The organism is Pseudacidovorax sp. DMC4, from assembly GCF_056314265.1.
The window spans coordinates 318,953-334,122 of the sequence record NZ_JBQUYR010000005.1; the positions used below are offsets into that span (position 1 = coordinate 318,953).

Here is a 15,170-nt window from a genome sequence, read left to right on the forward strand (position 1 = left end):
CTGCCTTCCGTCATGAGCGTCTCCACCCACGGCCTTCGCCTTCGAACCGGCTCGCAGTCCTTGCGCGCCGCCGTGGAGCTGCTGTCGTCGATGCGCTTCGCCATCGCGCTGCTGACGGTGATCTGCATCGCATCCGTGATCGGCACCGTGCTCAAGCAGCAGGAGCCGATCAACAACTACATCAACCAGTTCGGGCCCTTCTGGGCGCAGGTGTTCCGCAGCGCGCGGCTGGACACCATCTACAGCGCCTGGTGGTTCCTGCTGATCCTGGCCTTCCTGGTGATCAGCACCTCGCTGTGCATCGCGCGCAACACGCCGCGCATCATGAGCGACCTGCGCAGCTACAAGGAAGACCTTCGCGTGCAGGGCCTGAAGGCCTTCGGCCTGCGCGCCGAGACGGTGTTGGCCGAGTCGCCCGACGCCGCCGCCAACCGCATCGGCCAGCAACTGGTTGGGGGCGGCTGGAAGGTCAAGCTGCAGAAGCGCGAGACGGCCGGCGCGCCGGCGGGCTGGATGGTGGCGGCCCGTGCGGGCGGCGCCAACAAGCTGGGCTACATCGCGGCCCACGGCGCCATCGTGCTGATCTGCCTGGGCGGCCTGCTCGACGGCGACCTGATCGTGCGTGCACAGACCTGGCTGGGCGACAAGTCGGTCTACACCGGCGGCGGCATGATCGCGGACGTGCCCGCGCAGCACCGCCTCGCGCCGACCAACCCGACCTTCCGCGGCAACATCCTGGTGCCCGAGGGCGCGCAGTCGTCGGTGGCCATCCTCAACCAGGCCGATGGCGTGCTGCTGCAAGAGCTGCCCTTCGCCATCGAGCTCAAGAAGTTCATCGTCGACTACTACGCGACCGGCATGCCCAAGCTCTTCGCCAGCGAGGTGGTGCTGCACGACCGCGCCAGCGGCGAGACCAAGACTGCGCGCATCGAGGTCAACCATCCCGCGAGCTGGAAGGGCATCGAGATCTACCAATCCAGCTTCGACGATGGCGGCTCGCGCGTGAAGCTGCGCGCAGTGCCCATGGGCGCGGCGGCCAAGCCCTTCGAGGTCGAGGGCACCATCGGCACCAGCACCGAGCTGACCAACGGCAAGGACAAGCTCACGCTCGAATACACCGCGCTGCGCGTGATCAACGTCGAGAACTTCGCCGGCGCCAACGGCGGCAGCGGGGCCGACGTGCGCAAGGTGGATCTGGTTGGCAGCCTTGAGTCGCGTCTGGGCGCGGCCCACAAGGTGGACAAGCCCAAGGAGCTGCGCAACATCGGCCCGAGCATCGGCTACAAGCTGCGCGACGCGGCCGGTCAGGCGCGCGAGTACCAGAACTACATGGTGCCGACGGTGATGGAGGAGGGCGCGCCGCCGGTCTTCCTGCTGGGTGTGCGGGAGCAGCCCGACCAGCCTTTCCGCTACCTGCGCGTGCCCGCCGACGACGAGATGGGCACGGCGGGCTTTACCCGCCTGCGCGAGGCGCTGGCCGACCCGGCCGTGCGCGCCCAGGCCGTCGACCGCTACGTGGCCCAGGCCATCGGCCCCGATCGGCCGGAGCAGGCGCAGCAGCTGCGTGCCTCGGCCCTGCGCGCCATCGGCCTGTTTGCCGGTGCCGAGCAACTGCAGGCCGGCACGGCGCGCGCGGATGGGCGCAATGCCTCCGGCTGGCAGGCCATCGCCGAATTCATCGACCAGCAGGTGCCCGGAGCCGAGCGCGAGCGCGCGGGTCAGATCCTGGTGCGCGTGGTCAACGACGTGCTCTTCGAGCTGCTCAACCTGAGCCGCACGCAGGCGGGTCAGCCGCCACTGCAGCGCGACGAGAAATCCCAGGCTTGGCTCACGCAAGCCGTGCTCTCGCTGAGCGACGCCGCCTTCTACCCAGCGCCCGTGGCGCTCATGCTGACCGACTTCACGCAGGTGCAGGCCAGCGTCTTCCAGGTGGCCCGCGCGCCGGGCAAGAGCGTGGTCTACCTGGGCTGCCTGTTGCTGATCGTGGGCATTTTTGCCATGCTCTACGTCCGCGAGCGGCGGCTGTGGGTGTGGCTGGCGCCCCGTGCCGACGGAACCGGCGCCGAGGCGTCGATGGCCCTCTCGGTCAACCGCCGCGGCCTGGACACCGACAAGGAATTCCACCGCCTGCGCGAGCGCCTGCTGGGCCTGCCCCCGGCCGACACGCCTTCTTCTGCGGAGACACCATCCCGATGAACACCGTCACCAGCACCACCACGCTGAGCCTCAACGAAGGCTGGTTTTCCCGCCGCAGCCTGACCGACTGGTTGTTTGCCGCCTTCGTGCTGGCGGGCGGGCTGTTCGCGCTGGCGCGCTATCACGGCGCGATGGACGGGTACGAAAAGGCAATCCTGCTGGGCACGCTGCCGGCGCTGGTGTGGCTGGGCTGGTTCTGGCGGCCGCTGCAGCGCCTGGGCGTCGTGGTGGCCGCCGCCTCGGTGCTGGCCATCGTGAGCTACCAGGGCGACCTGGCGCGGGCTGACACCGTGTTCTGGCTCAAATACTTCATCTCCAGCCAGTCGGCCATCCTGTGGATGAGCGTGCTCTTCTTCATGAGCACCGTCTTCTACTGGCTGGGCTTTTTTGCCAGCGGTCAATCCGACGCCATGGAGCGCATCGGCTCGCGCCTGGCCTGGGCCGCCGTGACAATGGCGCTGATCGGCACCATGGTGCGCTGGTACGAGAGCCACCAGATCGGTCCCGACATCGGCCACATCCCGGTGAGCAACCTCTACGAGGTCTTCGTGCTCTTCTGCTGGATGACGGCGGCCTTCTACCTCTACTACGAGGAGCGCTACCGCACCCGCGCGCTCGGCGCCTTCGTGATGCTGGTGGTCAGCGCCGCGGTGGGCTTTTTGCTCTGGTACACGCTGGTGCGCGGCGCGCACGAGATCCAGCCGCTGGTGCCGGCCCTGCAGAGCTGGTGGATGAAGCTGCACGTGCCGGCCAACTTCATCGGCTACGGCACCTTCTCTCTGGCGGCCATGGTGGCCTTCGCCTACCTTATCAAGCAGCAGGCGGCCGAGACCCGCTGGTGGCGCCTGACACCCATCTGGCTGCTGGGCGCGGCGCTGTGCTTCGTGCCCATCGCCTTCCGCCAGCGTGGTGTGGCCGAGGCGGGCGGCAGCTACTGGGTGGGCTATGCGCTCATCTCTGCGCTGATCGCGGCCGGCATCCTGCTGGGCCGCCGCCGCATCGCCGCCCGCCTGCCGGCCTTCGAGGTGCTGGACGACGTGATGTACAAGGCCATCGCCGTCGGCTTCGCCTTCTTCACCATCGCCACGGTGCTGGGCGCGCTGTGGGCCGCCGACGCCTGGGGCGGCTACTGGAGCTGGGATCCGAAGGAGACCTGGGCGCTGATCGTCTGGCTCAACTACGCGGCCTGGCTGCACATGCGACTGGTCAAGGGCCTGCGCGGCACGGTCGCCTCGTGGTGGGCGCTGGTAGGCCTGGCGGTGACCACCTTCGCCTTCCTGGGCGTCAACATGTTCCTGTCGGGCCTGCACAGCTACGGCACGCTGTAGGCCACGGCCGCCGGCCCGCGTGCCGGCCCAGCCCCACCCGCGGCGGGGGCAGGGCTTTTGGGGCAGACTGAAATCCAGGTGGAGCCCGCCTGCGTAACCAAATGGACGTGGGCACCGAACTCCTCAGGGTCCACCTGTGTCCCACCGCCTGCGAAAGGGCTCCCCCATGCTGATCCGTTCCCGCGATGACGGCTTCGTTCATCCCATCTCCAGCGAAATCACGCCGCGCGCGGTGTACGAACAGCGCCGGCAACTCCTGCGCCTGATGGCGACCGGCGCCGCTGGTGCGGCCCTGGCCGGCTGGGCCGGCCGCGAGGCGATGGCGCAGGCCCAGAACTCCGGCGGCAAGCTGGCTGCCTTGCCGGGTGCCAAGTCGAACGTGGCGGGCGCGCAGGTGATGGAAAAGGTCACCGACTACAAGGACGCGACCACCTACAACAACTTCTACGAGTTCGGCACCGACAAGGCCGACCCGGCCAAGAACGCCCACACCCTCAAGACCCGGCCGTGGACGGTCGAGGTCGAGGGTCTGGTCAAGAAGCCCGGCAAGTACGGCATCGAGGACTTGCTCAAACTTTCCGCGCAGGAAGAGCGGGTCTACCGCCTGCGCTGCGTCGAGGGCTGGTCGATGGTGATCCCGTGGGTCGGCTATTCGCTGGCCGAGCTGATCAAGCGGGTCGAGCCGCAGGGCAATGCCAAGTACGTGGAGTTCGTGACGCTGGCCGATCCGAAGACCATGCCCTTCGTCGGCTCGCGCGTGCTCGATTGGCCCTATGCCGAGGGCCTGCGCATGGATGAGGCCATGCATCCGCTGACGCTGCTGACCTTCGGCATGTACGGCGAGGTGCTGCCCAACCAGAACGGCGCGCCGGTGCGCATCGTGGTGCCCTGGAAGTACGGCTTCAAGTCGGCCAAGTCCATCGTCAAGATCCGCTTTGTCGAGAAGGAGCCGGGCACGGCCTGGAACAAGGCGGCGGCCAACGAATACGGCTTCTATTCCAACGTGAATCCCGAGGTGGACCATCCGCGCTGGAGCCAGGCCACCGAGCGCCGCATCGGTGAGCCCGGCGGCCTGTTCGCCAAGCGGCGCAAGACGTTGATGTTCAACGGCTACGAGGCGCAGGTCGGCCAGCTCTATGCGGGCATGGACCTGAAGAAGTTCTACTGATGGCGACGGCTGCACAGGCGGGCCGCAGGCCGGCAGCCCGGCCCGCGGGCGGTCACGGGCTCAACCGGCTGCTGATGCATCCGGTTGCCAAGCCGGCGGTGTTCGTGCTGTGCCTGCTGCCCTTCGCGTGGCTGCTTTATGGCGCCGTGGCCGACCAACTCGGCGCCAACCCGGCGGAGTACCTGCTGCGTGCCACGGGCGACTGGGCCCTGCGCTTTCTCTGCATCGTGCTGGCCGTGACGCCGCTGCGCGTCATGGCCAGGCTCACCGCGATCGCGCGCTGGCGCCGCATGCTGGGGCTCTTCGCCTACTTCTACGTGGTGGTGCACCTGCTGTGCTACTCGTGGTTCGACATGGGCTTCGACCTGCCGGCCATCGTGGCGGACATTCCCAAGCGGCCCTTCATCCTGGTGGGATTTGCGGCCTTCGTGCTGCTGACGCTGCTGGCCGCCACCTCCTTCAACCGCGCGATCAAGGCGCTGGGCGGCAAGCGCTGGCAGCGGCTGCATCGCCTGGTCTACCTGTGCGCCGGGCTGGGGCTGCTGCACTTCTTCTGGATGCGGGCCGGCAAGAACAACTTCGGCGAGGTCGGCATCTACGCGGTCGTCATTGCGGTGTTGCTGGGCTGGCGCGTGTGGCATGCAGTTGCCACGCGCAGAGCAAGCGCCACGCGGTAGCGCCATGAAAGAAGGCGGCCTGGGCCGCCTTTGTCATGTCAAAGCAGTTGCTCTGCGCGCAACTGGTCTTCCACCGTCTCGCGCCGGCGGATGAGTCGGGCCTCGGTGCCACTGACCAGCACTTCGGCCGCGCGGCCGCGGGTGTTGTAGTTGCTGGCCATGCTCATGCAATAGGCCCCGGCCGAGAGCACGGCCAGCAGGTCGCCGGACTGCACCGCGAGGTCGCGGTCGCGGCCCAGCCAGTCGCCGCTTTCGCACACCGGGCCGACCACGTCGTAGCGCACCGGCTCGGCATCCGCCTTCAGCACCACCGGTTCGATGCGGTGGAAGGCCTCGTACATGGCGGGCCTGGGCAGGTCGTTCATGGCTGCGTCGACGATGCAGAAGTTCTTCTCTTCGCCGGGCTTGGTGTAGAGCACCTCGGTCAGGCAGACGCCTGCGTTGCCCACCAGCGAGCGGCCGGGCTCGATGACCAGCTTGCGGTCGCCGAAGCCACGGGCGTCCAGCCGGGCCAGCAACTGCTGCCACAGCGCATCGGCGGCGGGTGGCGTGTCGCCGTTGTAGTCGATGCCCAGGCCGCCGCCGAAGTCCAGATGCTGCAGCCGGATGTCCTGGGCCTCGATGGCCTGCACCAGGTCGAGCACGCGCTCCAGCGCATCCAGGTAGGGCGAGGCCTCGGTGATCTGCGAGCCGATGTGGCAGTCGATGCCGACCACGGCCAGCCCCGGCAGCGACGCGGCATGCCGGTAGACCTCGACCGCGCGATCGTGGGCGATGCCGAACTTGTTGCCCTTGAGGCCGGTGGAGATGTACGGATGCGTCTTCGCGTCGACGTTGGGATTGATGCGCAGGCTGACCGGCGCGCGCTTGCCGGCGGCCACGGCCACTGCGCTCAGCACGTCGAGCTCGGCTTCGCTCTCGACGTTGAAGCAGGCGATGCCGGCGTCCAGGGCCTGGCGCATCTCGGCGCGGGTCTTGCCCACGCCGGAGAAGATCACCTTGCGCGCATCGGCGCCTGCCGCCAGCACACGGGCCAGTTCGCCGCCGGAGACGATGTCGAAACCGCAGCCGGCTTCGGCGAAGACGCGCAGCACGCCGAGCGAGGAGTTTGCCTTCATCGCATAGCAGACCAGCGCGTCGCGACCTTCGAGGCCGCGGCGGTAGGCGGACAGCGCATCGAGCATCCACTGCTTGGAATAGACGAACAGCGGCGTGCCATGTTCGCGCGCGAGCGCCTGCAGGTCGGCCTGTTCGACACGCAGCGTGCCGCCCTCGCGGGCAATATGGGGTTGGCCCGGCAGCACGGTGCCGGCGAAAGCGGGAGAGGCGGTCATTGACGGGAAGCGGGAGCCGAGGTGGAGGCCGGTGCGCTGGCGGCGTCGGCAGGTGCTGGCGCGGCCTTGTTGCCGGAGCCGGTGAGCACCTGCGGCAGGGTGGCGCGCTGGGCGGCAGCGGGCTCGGTCGGCAGGTAGAGCGCGCCCCGCTGGCCACAGGCCGACAGGGCGGCGAGGGCCGCGAGCGCAAAGGCCTTGGCGAGGTGGCGCAAGGGGGCGCTCACTAGAATTTGCCGAGCATTCAACATCGCGAAATTTTATCCAGTCATGACCGACGCCCAGTACCTCGATCTCGCGGAATCCGCCCTGGCAGCCATCGAACGCAGCTGCGACCAGATCAACGAGAACACCGACGCGGACATCGACAACCAGCGGGTCGGCGGCATGATCACGCTGACCTTCGCCAACCGCAGCCAGGTGGTGGTGAACCTGCAGCCGCCGCTGCACGAGATCTGGCTGGCGGCCCGCACCGGCGGCTACCACTTCCGCCACGACGGGCAGCAGTGGGTGGACACCAAGACCGGCGAGGAGCTCTTTGCCCGGTTATCGCAGGAGTGCAGCCTGCAGGCGGGCGAGCCCCTGGGCTTCAGGGCGGGCTGAGCCGCAGGCGCCCCGGCGGGCCTCCGGCCGCGTCGGGGCAGCCGGGAAGCCCGCGGCCGCCGGCCTAGTTGCGGAACAGGTCGAGGATCCGGTTGCGCTCTTCGCCGCCCGAGGGGGCGCCGGCCGGGTGGGTGCTGCCGTCGATGCCCGGCACCGTCACGGGCTCGACGCCCAGCGTGCTCACGGCCCGGCCGGGCGTGTAGTCGTCGTAGTAGACCTCGCCGCCGATGTTGACCACCCCCGGCGGCGACTGAATCTCGCTCACCGGCACGCCCTTGAGGGCGGTCTGCATGAAGCTGATCCAGATCGGCAGGCTCAGGCCGCCGCCCGTCTCACGGTCGCCCAGCTTGCGTGGCGTGTCGTAACCCATCCACACCACGGCGGTGAGCGTAGGCTGGAAGCCGGCGAACCAGGCGTCCAGCGAATCGTTGGTGGTGCCCGTCTTGCCGTAGAGGTCGACGCGCTTGAGCGTGGCCTGGGCCTTGGCCGCGGTGCCGCCGCTGGCCACGGACTGCAGCAGGCTGTCCATGATGTAGGCGTTGCGCTGCGGAATGGCGCGCGAGGTCTCGCCCCGCAGCGGTGGCTGCACATCGACCAGCACCCGGTCCTTGTGGTCGGTGATGCGGGTGATCAGGTAAGGATTCACGCGGTAGCCACCGTTGGCGAACACCGAATAGGCGGCCGCCATCTGCATCGGCGTGACCGAGCCTGCGCCCAGCGCCATCGGCAGGTAGGCTGGGTGCTTTTCACGCTCGAAGCCGAAGTTGGTGATCCAGTCCTGCGCGTAGCGGGTGCCGATGGACTGCAGCACACGGATGGACACCATGTTCTTGGACTTCATCAGCGCCCGGCGCAGCGGCATCGGGCCCTCGAAGTTGCCGTCGTAGTTCTTCGGCTCCCAGGGCTGGCCGCCGGTGGTGCCGGCATCGAAAAACAGCGGCCCGTCGTTGACCACGGTGCTGGGCATGAAGCCCTTCTCCAGCGCGGCCGAGTAGATGAAGGGCTTGAAGCTGGAGCCTGGTTGCCGCCACGCCTGCGTCACGTGGTTGAACTTGTTCTTGCCGAAGTCGAAGCCGCCCACCATCGCCTTGATGGCGCCGTCGCGCGGGTCCATGGCCACGAAGGCGCCTTCCACCTCGGGCAACTGTGTGATCTCCCAGGTCCCCTTGGCCGTCTTGGCGACGCGGATGACGGCGCCGCGGCGGATGCGCACGTTGGGCGCCGCCTTGTCCGACAGGCCCGACTGGGCCGGGCGCAGGCCTTCGCCGCTGATCTGCAGTTCTTCGCCACTGGCGCGGACGGCGGTCACTTCCTTGGGGCTGGCCTTGAGCACCACGGCCGACATCACGTCGCCGTTGTCGGGATGCTCGGCCAGCACGTCGTCCACGGCCTCGTCGAGCTCCTTGGGGTCACTCGGCAGGTCGATGAACTTCTCGGGGCCGCGATAGATCTGGCGCCGTTCGTAGTCCATGATGCCGCGGCGCAGGGCCGAGTAGGCCGCCGATTGCTGCGACGCGACCAGCGAGGTGTAGACCTTCAAGCCGCGCGTGTAGGTGCTGTCGCCGTACTGCGCGTACATCAGCTGGCGGACCGTCTCGGCCACGTATTCGGCATGCAGCCGGTCAGGATCGTTGGCGTTGCGCAGGTGCAGGCGCTCGGCACGGGCCTCCTTGGCCTGCGCCTCGGTGATGAAGCCGGCCTCGACCATGCGGTCGACGACGTAGAGCTGGCGCGCTCGCGCACGAGAGGGGTTGTTGACCGGGTTGTTGGCGCCCGGTGCCTTGGGCAGCCCGGCCAGCATCGCGGCCTCGGCAATGGTGATGTCCTGCAGCGGTTTGCCGAAGTACGACTCGGACGCAGCGGCGAAGCCGTAGGAGCGGTTGCCCAGGTAGATCTGGTTGAGGTAGATCTCGAGGATCTGGTCCTTGCTGAGCTGGTGCTCCAGCTTGAAGGCCAGCAGGATCTCGTAGATCTTGCGGGTGAGCGTCTTCTCGGAGCTGAGGTAGACGTTGCGCGCCACCTGCATGGAGATGGTCGATGCGCCCTGGCTCTTCACCCGGTTGAGGTTGGCGAGGCCGGCGCGGATCACGCCCTTGTAGTCCACCCCGCCGTGGTCGTAGAAGCGGGCATCTTCCGCCGCCAGCACCGCCTCCTTCATCACCTTGGGCACGGTGGCGATGGGCGTGAGGTTGCGGCGCTCCTCGCCGAACTCGCCGATCTGGATGCCTTCCGCGGAGAAGACGCGCAGCGGCAGCTTGGGCCGGTAGTCGGCGAGTTCCGAGACGTCCGGCAGGTTGGGATAGGCGACAGCCAGGGCCACTGCCCCCACCAGCAGCGCGCTGGCGACGGCGGCACCCGCAATGCCCAGCATCCACAGGAGGATGCGCGTGGTCCAACGCAGCCAGGCGTGCCCGGGAGGGCGCTTCTGGGCCTTGTCTTCTCGGGGGGAGGGCGCCGGCGCGCGTGAGGAGGGGGGCATGGGGCGAGAGGCTCTTGGGGCCGCGGATTATAAAAACCGGGTCGCTTCTCACCCCTGGTTACACTGATCGTTACTTTGGGTTGAGGATGCGGCGGTGTGCCTTCGTATTCTTTTAACAACTAATGCAATTTCGTTAAAAAAAGCCGACGGCGGCTGTTGGTGCGTGGGGCGTTGCGCTGATAGCATCTATTCACACGCATTTTTTGCCAAGTGTTACAAGCACGTGAACGGCTGAGCGTCCTCCGATGGCCCTTGGATCACTTTTTCGTCGACAGCCGCCGCCTCTTCTGGGCCTGGACGTCTCTTCGTCCAGTGTGAAGCTGGTGGAACTCGAGCGCAACCCCGCAGGCAAGCTGGTGCTCCTGCGCTGCGCGATCGAGCCCCTGGAGAGTGGCTGGATCACCGACGGCAACGTCGAGAAGTTCGACGAGGTGGCCGAAGCCGTCCGTCGGGCCGTCCGCAAGAGCGGCGCCAAGACCCGGAATGCCGCCCTGGCGCTGCCGCCGTCGGCCGTGATCACCAAGAAGGTGATCCTGCCGGCCGGCCTGAGTGAGACGGAGCTCGAGGTCCAGGTCGAGTCCGAGGCCAACCAATACATCCCCTTCTCGCTGGACGAGGTCAGCCTCGACTTCTGCGTCATGGGCCCGAGCCCGGGCAGCCCCGAGGACGTGGAGGTGCTGATCGCCGCCTCCCGCAAGGAGAAGGTGCAGGACCGCCAGGGTCTGGCGGAGGCGGCCGGTCTGAAGGCGGTGATCCTGGACGTGGAGTCCTTCGCTTCCCGGCTCGCCGCGGCGCGGCTGATCGAGCAACTGCCCGCCCAGGGCCGCGACGCCGTCGTCGCGCTGTTCGAGGTGGGAGCCAGCACCACGAGCATGCAGGTGCTGCGCAACGACGAAGTGCTGTACGACCGCGACCAGGCCTTCGGCGGCGCGCAGCTCACCCAGCTGATCGTGCGCCAGTACGGCTTCTCGGCCGAGGAGGCCGAGGCCAAGAAGCGCAGCGGCGACCTGCCCGAGGACTACGAATCCGCCGTGCTCAAGCCCTTCGTGGCCAGCATCGCGCAGGAGATCGCGAGGGCGCTGCAGTTCTTCTTCACCAGCACGCCGCACAACCGCGTGGACTACGTGCTGCTGGCCGGCGGCTCCGCGGGGCTGCCGGGGCTCACCCATGCGGTGACGCGCCAGACCTCCTTCGCCTGCTCGCTGCTCAATCCCTTCGAGGGCATGGAGTTCGATTCGGGCGTGCGTGCCAAGCGGCTCCAGCGCGAGTCTGCCTCCTACCTCACGGCCTGCGGGCTGGCGATGCGGAGGTTCCTGCAGTGATCCTGATCAACCTGCTGCCGCACCGTGAGGCGGCCCGCAAGCGGCGCAAGGAGAACTTCTATGCTTCGCTGGGCGCAGCGGCCCTGGCCGGTGGCCTGATCGCCGGCGTGGCCTTCCTGTACCTGCAGGCACTGATCCTCGACCAGCAGACGCGCAACGCGCTGCTGAGTTCGGAGATCCAGAAGCTCGACACCGAGATCAAGGAGATCGCCACGCTGCAGGCCGAGATCGCCGGGCTGCGCGCGCGCCAGAAGTCGGTGGAAGACCTGCAGGGCGACCGCAACCTGCCCGTGCACCTGCTCAATGAGCTGGTCCGGCAGCTGCCCGACGGCGTCTACCTGACCAGCATGCGCCAGGAAAACCAGACCGTGACGTTGCAGGGCGCGGCCCAGTCCAACGAGCGGGTCTCGGAGTTGCTGCGCAACCTGGGCAACAGCAGCCCCTGGCTGGTCAAGCCCGAGTTGGTGGAAATCACTGCGGGCGTGGTCACGCTCAGTCCCCGGGATCAGCGCCGGGTGTCGAATTTCACGATGCGCGTGGGCGTGCGCCGTCCGACGGAGGCCCAGAAGCCGACGTCGCCGGCGCCCGCGGCATCGACCAAGGGTTGAAAGGGCGAGCGGAGATGGCGTCGCGCATTTCATTGCCACGCGCGGATGTGGGTGCGGCACTGCGCGCGGCCGCGCGGCAGTTCCGTGGCCTCGATCCCAACGATCCGTCCCGCTGGCCGGCTGTGCCGCGCTACGCCCTGTGCGCCGTCGTCGCGGCGGCGGTGGTGGTGGTGCTGTGGTTCGTCTGGCTGGGTGGCGTGGACGAGGAGTACCAGGCCGACCTCGGTCGTGAGCAGTCGCTGCGCGAGGACTACCGGACCAAAGTGGCGCGGGCCGTCAACCTCGAGCAGCTGAAGAAGCAGCGCGAGCAGGTGCAGCAGTACGTGCTCGTGCTCGAAAAGCAATTACCCAGCAAGGCCGAGATGGATGCCTTGCTGTCCGACATCAACCAGGCCGGCCTGGGCCGCAGCCTGCAGTTCGAGCTCTTCCGCCCGGGCCAGGTCGAGGTGCGTGACTACTACGCCGAGCTGCCGATCGCCGTGCGCGTCACGGGGCGCTACCACGACATGGGTGCCTTCGCTGCCGACATTGCCAACCTGTCGCGCATCGTGACGCTCAACAACCTGTCCATCGTGCCCCAGAAGGACGGCGGCGGGCTGACCATGGACGCCACCGCCCGCACCTACCGCTACCTGGATGCCGACGAGCAGGCCGCGCAGCGCAAGGCGTCCGCCGCCCAGGCCAAGAAATGATGAAGAAGACCGGCCTCCTGCTGCTGGCCTGTTCGGCAGCCGTCCTGCTCACCGGCTGCCTGGGATCCGATCAGGACGACCTGGTGGAGTGGATGCGCCAGGAACGCGCCAACGCCAAGCCGCGCATCGAGCAGATTTCCGAGCCGAAGAAGTTCGTGCCCCAGGCCTACACCGAGACCGGCGCCGTCGAGCCCTTCGACAACCAGCGGCTGCTGCAGGCCCTGCGACGGGACAGCACGAGCCCTGCCGTGCGCTCGGACCTGATCGCGCCCGAACTCAACCGGCCCAAGGAGCCCCTGGAGGCCTATCCGCTGGATTCGATGGCCATGGTGGGCAGCCTCAAGCGCGGGGGTCAGCAGATGGCGCTGGTGATGGTGGACAAGCTGCTCTACCAGGTGCGGGTGGGCAACCACCTTGGACAGAACTACGGGCGCGTGATGCGCATCGACGAGACGGAGCTGGCCTTGCGCGAGATCGTGCAGGACGCCGCGGGTGAATGGATCGAGCGCACGGCGACGCTGCAGCTGCAAGAGAGGTCGAAATGAAGTCATTGGTCAGCACTCCCGCACTGGGTTGGCTGCGGCGCGCGGGCATGGCGATGCTCTGCCTGGGAAGCATGGCGCTGGCGCAGGCGCAGAACGCGATCCAGGCCGTGACGGGCTCGGTGCAGTCGGGCTCGGAGGTCGTGCGCATCGACTTCGCCCGGCCGCTCGCCGCGCCACCCACCGGCTTCACCGTCCAGAACCCGGCGCGCATCGCGCTGGACTTTCCGGCCACCACCAATGCCCTGGGCCGGTCCTCGGTCGACGTGAACCAGGGCAACCTGCGGTCGGTGAACGTGGTGCAGGCGGCCGATCGCACGCGGCTGGTGCTCAACCTGAAGCAGGCCACGGCCTATCGCACGGACATCCAGGGGAGTTCGCTGCTCGTGGTGCTCAGCCCCGCGCCCGGCCAGGCGCTGGCCGCGCCGGCCCAGCAGTCCTTTTCCGAGAACTTCAACCGCGACAGCCAGCCGCTGCGCGACATCGACTTCCGCCTGGGCCCGGACAACACGGGCCGCGTGATCGTCGAACTCGCCAACAACCAGGTCGGTGTGGACGTGCGCCAGCAAGGCCGCGCGCTGGTGGCCGAATTCACCAAGTCGACCCTGCCCGAGGGCCTGCGCCGACGGCTGGACGTGACGGACTTCAACACGCCGGTGCAGTTCGTCAACGCCCAGCAGGTGGGCGATCGCGTGCGCCTGACCATTGACGCGCGCGGCGACTACGAGCACAGCGCCTACCAGAGCGACAACCAGTTCGTGGTCGAGGTGCGCGCCCGCAAGGTCGACCCGACCAAGCTGACCCAGGGCGTGGGCTATACCGGCGAGAAGCTGTCGCTGAACTTCCAGAACATCGAGATCCGCTCGCTGCTGCAGGTCATCGCGGACTTCACCAACTTCAACATCGTCACCTCCGACTCGGTGACCGGCTCGCTGACCCTGCGCCTGAAGGATGTGCCCTGGGACCAGGCGCTGGACATCATCATGCAGGCGAAGAACCTGGGCATGCGCAAGAACGGCTCGGTGCTGTGGATCGCGCCCAAGGACGAGATCAACGCCAAGGAGAAGATGGAATACGAGGCCAAGGCGGCCATCGAGAACCTGGAGCCGCTGCGCACCCAGTCCTTCCAGCTCAACTACACCAAGGCGATCGTGATCGCCCAGGGCCTGACCGGCACCGGCACGGCCGCCGGCGGCGGTGGGGGGGGCACGGGGACTGCCACGCGCATCCTGAGCGCCCGTGGCAGCGTGATCGCCGAATCGCGCACCAATCAGCTGTTCGTCTCGGATGTGCCGTCCAAGCTGGCCCAGGTGGCCGAGCTGATCCAGAAGCTGGACGTGCCGGTGCGCCAGGTGATGATCGAGGCGCGCATCGTCGAGGCCACCGACACCTTCGGCAAGTCGCTGGGCGCGCGCCTGGGTGGCAGCTTCATCAACAGCCGTAGCTCCTTCGGCACCTATCCGACCGTGACCGGCGGTGGCACCACCTCCACCAGCACCACCACGGGCGGCACCACCACGACCACGTCGACGACGACCAGCCCCACCGTGAGCTTCGGCACCGCCACGCTCAACAACTTCATCAACCTGCCCGCCGGCGACGCTGGCGGCACGGGCAATGCAGCCGGGGCTTTCACGCTGGCGCTGTTCAACTCCAGCTTCTCGCGCATGCTGAACCTGGAGATCTCGGCGCTCGAGGCCGACGGCAAGGGCCGCGTGATCTCCAGCCCGCGCGTCATCACCGCCGACCAGACCAAGGCGCTGATCGAGCAGGGCGAAGAGATTCCCTACCAGCAGGCCACCTCCAGCGGCGCAACCTCGATCTCCTTCCGCAAGGCGGTGCTGAAGCTCGAAGTGACGCCGCAGATCACGCCCGAGGGCAACATCATCCTGACGCTGGACGTGAACAAGGACTCCCGCGGCGTGAACACCTCGGCCGGCCCCGCCATCAACACCAAGCATGTGCAGACCGAAGTGCTGGTCGAGAACGGCGGCACGGTGGTGATCGGCGGCATCTTCGAGCTGACCGAGACCAACGACGAGTCGCGCATCCCGGTGCTGGGCGAGGTGCCGGTGGTCGGCGCCCTGTTCCGCAAGCGTGATCGCGTGTCGAACAAGACCGAAATGCTGGTGTTCATCACGCCGAAGATGATCACCGACCGCAACGCCGCGCGTTGATGTCGGCCGAGGCTTTGCCGGGCAGGAGCACCCGGCAGGGCCGCTGA

Annotated in this window: 13 protein-coding genes; 10 read left to right on the forward strand and 3 right to left on the reverse strand. The window is 67.8% G+C overall.

What is annotated here, in order from left to right:
- The first annotated feature begins 12 nt into the window (after window positions 1–12).
- From ACT54X_RS12070 to ACT54X_RS12085, 4 genes are all read left to right on the forward strand, one after another.
- Window positions 13–2,196 (forward strand): cytochrome c biogenesis protein ResB, encoded by a 2,184-nt coding sequence (locus ACT54X_RS12070; protein WP_294370592.1) that lies wholly within the window; start codon window positions 13–15, stop codon window positions 2,194–2,196.
- Window positions 2,193–3,524: a c-type cytochrome biogenesis protein CcsB gene (gene ccsB, locus ACT54X_RS12075; RefSeq protein ID WP_476346702.1), complete on the forward strand. Its 1,332-nt coding sequence runs from the start codon at window positions 2,193–2,195 to the stop codon at window positions 3,522–3,524. The genes ACT54X_RS12070 and ccsB overlap by 4 nt, the downstream gene beginning before the upstream one ends.
- A 166-nt stretch (window positions 3,525–3,690) precedes the next feature.
- Window positions 3,691–4,692 carry a protein-methionine-sulfoxide reductase catalytic subunit MsrP gene (gene msrP / locus ACT54X_RS12080; protein WP_294370588.1) on the forward strand — a complete coding sequence of 334 codons (1,002 nt, stop codon included), beginning with the start codon at window positions 3,691–3,693 and terminating at the stop codon, window positions 4,690–4,692.
- Window positions 4,692–5,369 carry a protein-methionine-sulfoxide reductase heme-binding subunit MsrQ gene (locus ACT54X_RS12085; RefSeq protein ID WP_294370586.1) on the forward strand — a complete coding sequence of 226 codons (678 nt, stop codon included), beginning with the start codon at window positions 4,692–4,694 and terminating at the stop codon, window positions 5,367–5,369. Before msrP ends, ACT54X_RS12085 begins: the two co-directional genes overlap by 1 nt.
- Window positions 5,370–5,407: 38 nt before the next feature.
- Here ACT54X_RS12085 and lysA read toward each other — a convergent pair whose 3' ends face one another.
- Both lysA and lptM read right to left on the reverse strand, forming a co-directional pair.
- Window positions 5,408–6,703: a diaminopimelate decarboxylase gene (gene lysA / locus ACT54X_RS12090; protein WP_294370585.1), complete on the reverse strand. Its 1,296-nt coding sequence runs from the start codon at window positions 6,701–6,703 to the stop codon at window positions 5,408–5,410.
- Window positions 6,700–6,915, reverse strand: coding sequence for an LPS translocon maturation chaperone LptM (gene lptM / locus ACT54X_RS12095; protein WP_476346705.1), 216 nt, complete (start codon window positions 6,913–6,915; stop codon window positions 6,700–6,702). Before lptM ends, lysA begins: the two co-directional genes overlap by 4 nt.
- Before the next feature lie 55 nt (window positions 6,916–6,970).
- Here lptM and cyaY point away from each other — a divergent pair, with 55 nt between their 5' ends.
- Window positions 6,971–7,303 (forward strand): iron donor protein CyaY, encoded by a 333-nt coding sequence (cyaY, locus tag ACT54X_RS12100; RefSeq protein WP_294370581.1) that lies wholly within the window; start codon window positions 6,971–6,973, stop codon window positions 7,301–7,303.
- A gap of 64 nt (window positions 7,304–7,367) precedes the next feature.
- Here cyaY and ACT54X_RS12105 read toward each other — a convergent pair whose 3' ends face one another.
- A complete protein-coding gene (locus ACT54X_RS12105; protein ID WP_476346707.1) occupies window positions 7,368–9,782 on the reverse strand; it encodes a penicillin-binding protein 1A in 2,415 nt (804 codons plus the stop codon).
- 245 nt (window positions 9,783–10,027) lie between these two features.
- On the opposite strand from ACT54X_RS12105, the gene ACT54X_RS12110 reads away from it, so the two are divergent.
- Genes ACT54X_RS12110 through ACT54X_RS12130 form a run of 5 tightly spaced genes read left to right on the forward strand, consistent with a single transcriptional unit; the run spans window position 10,028 to window position 15,123 of the window.
- Window positions 10,028–11,104: a pilus assembly protein PilM gene (locus ACT54X_RS12110; protein WP_294370580.1), complete on the forward strand. Its 1,077-nt coding sequence runs from the start codon at window positions 10,028–10,030 to the stop codon at window positions 11,102–11,104.
- The gene (locus ACT54X_RS12115; RefSeq protein ID WP_294370577.1) at window positions 11,101–11,712 is read left to right on the forward strand and encodes a PilN domain-containing protein; all 612 of its coding nucleotides are present in this window, start codon (window positions 11,101–11,103) and stop codon (window positions 11,710–11,712) included. The genes ACT54X_RS12110 and ACT54X_RS12115 overlap by 4 nt, the downstream gene beginning before the upstream one ends.
- A 14-nt stretch (window positions 11,713–11,726) precedes the next feature.
- Window positions 11,727–12,404 carry a type IV pilus inner membrane component PilO gene (locus ACT54X_RS12120; RefSeq protein ID WP_114802285.1) on the forward strand — a complete coding sequence of 226 codons (678 nt, stop codon included), beginning with the start codon at window positions 11,727–11,729 and terminating at the stop codon, window positions 12,402–12,404.
- Complete coding sequence (locus ACT54X_RS12125) at window positions 12,404–12,949, forward strand: pilus assembly protein PilP (protein WP_294370766.1); 546 nt, start codon at window positions 12,404–12,406, stop codon at window positions 12,947–12,949. Before ACT54X_RS12120 ends, ACT54X_RS12125 begins: the two co-directional genes overlap by 1 nt.
- Window positions 12,946–15,123, forward strand: coding sequence for a type IV pilus secretin PilQ (locus ACT54X_RS12130; protein WP_294370572.1), 2,178 nt, complete (start codon window positions 12,946–12,948; stop codon window positions 15,121–15,123). The genes ACT54X_RS12125 and ACT54X_RS12130 overlap by 4 nt, the downstream gene beginning before the upstream one ends.
- The last annotated feature ends 47 nt before the right edge of the window (window positions 15,124–15,170 follow it).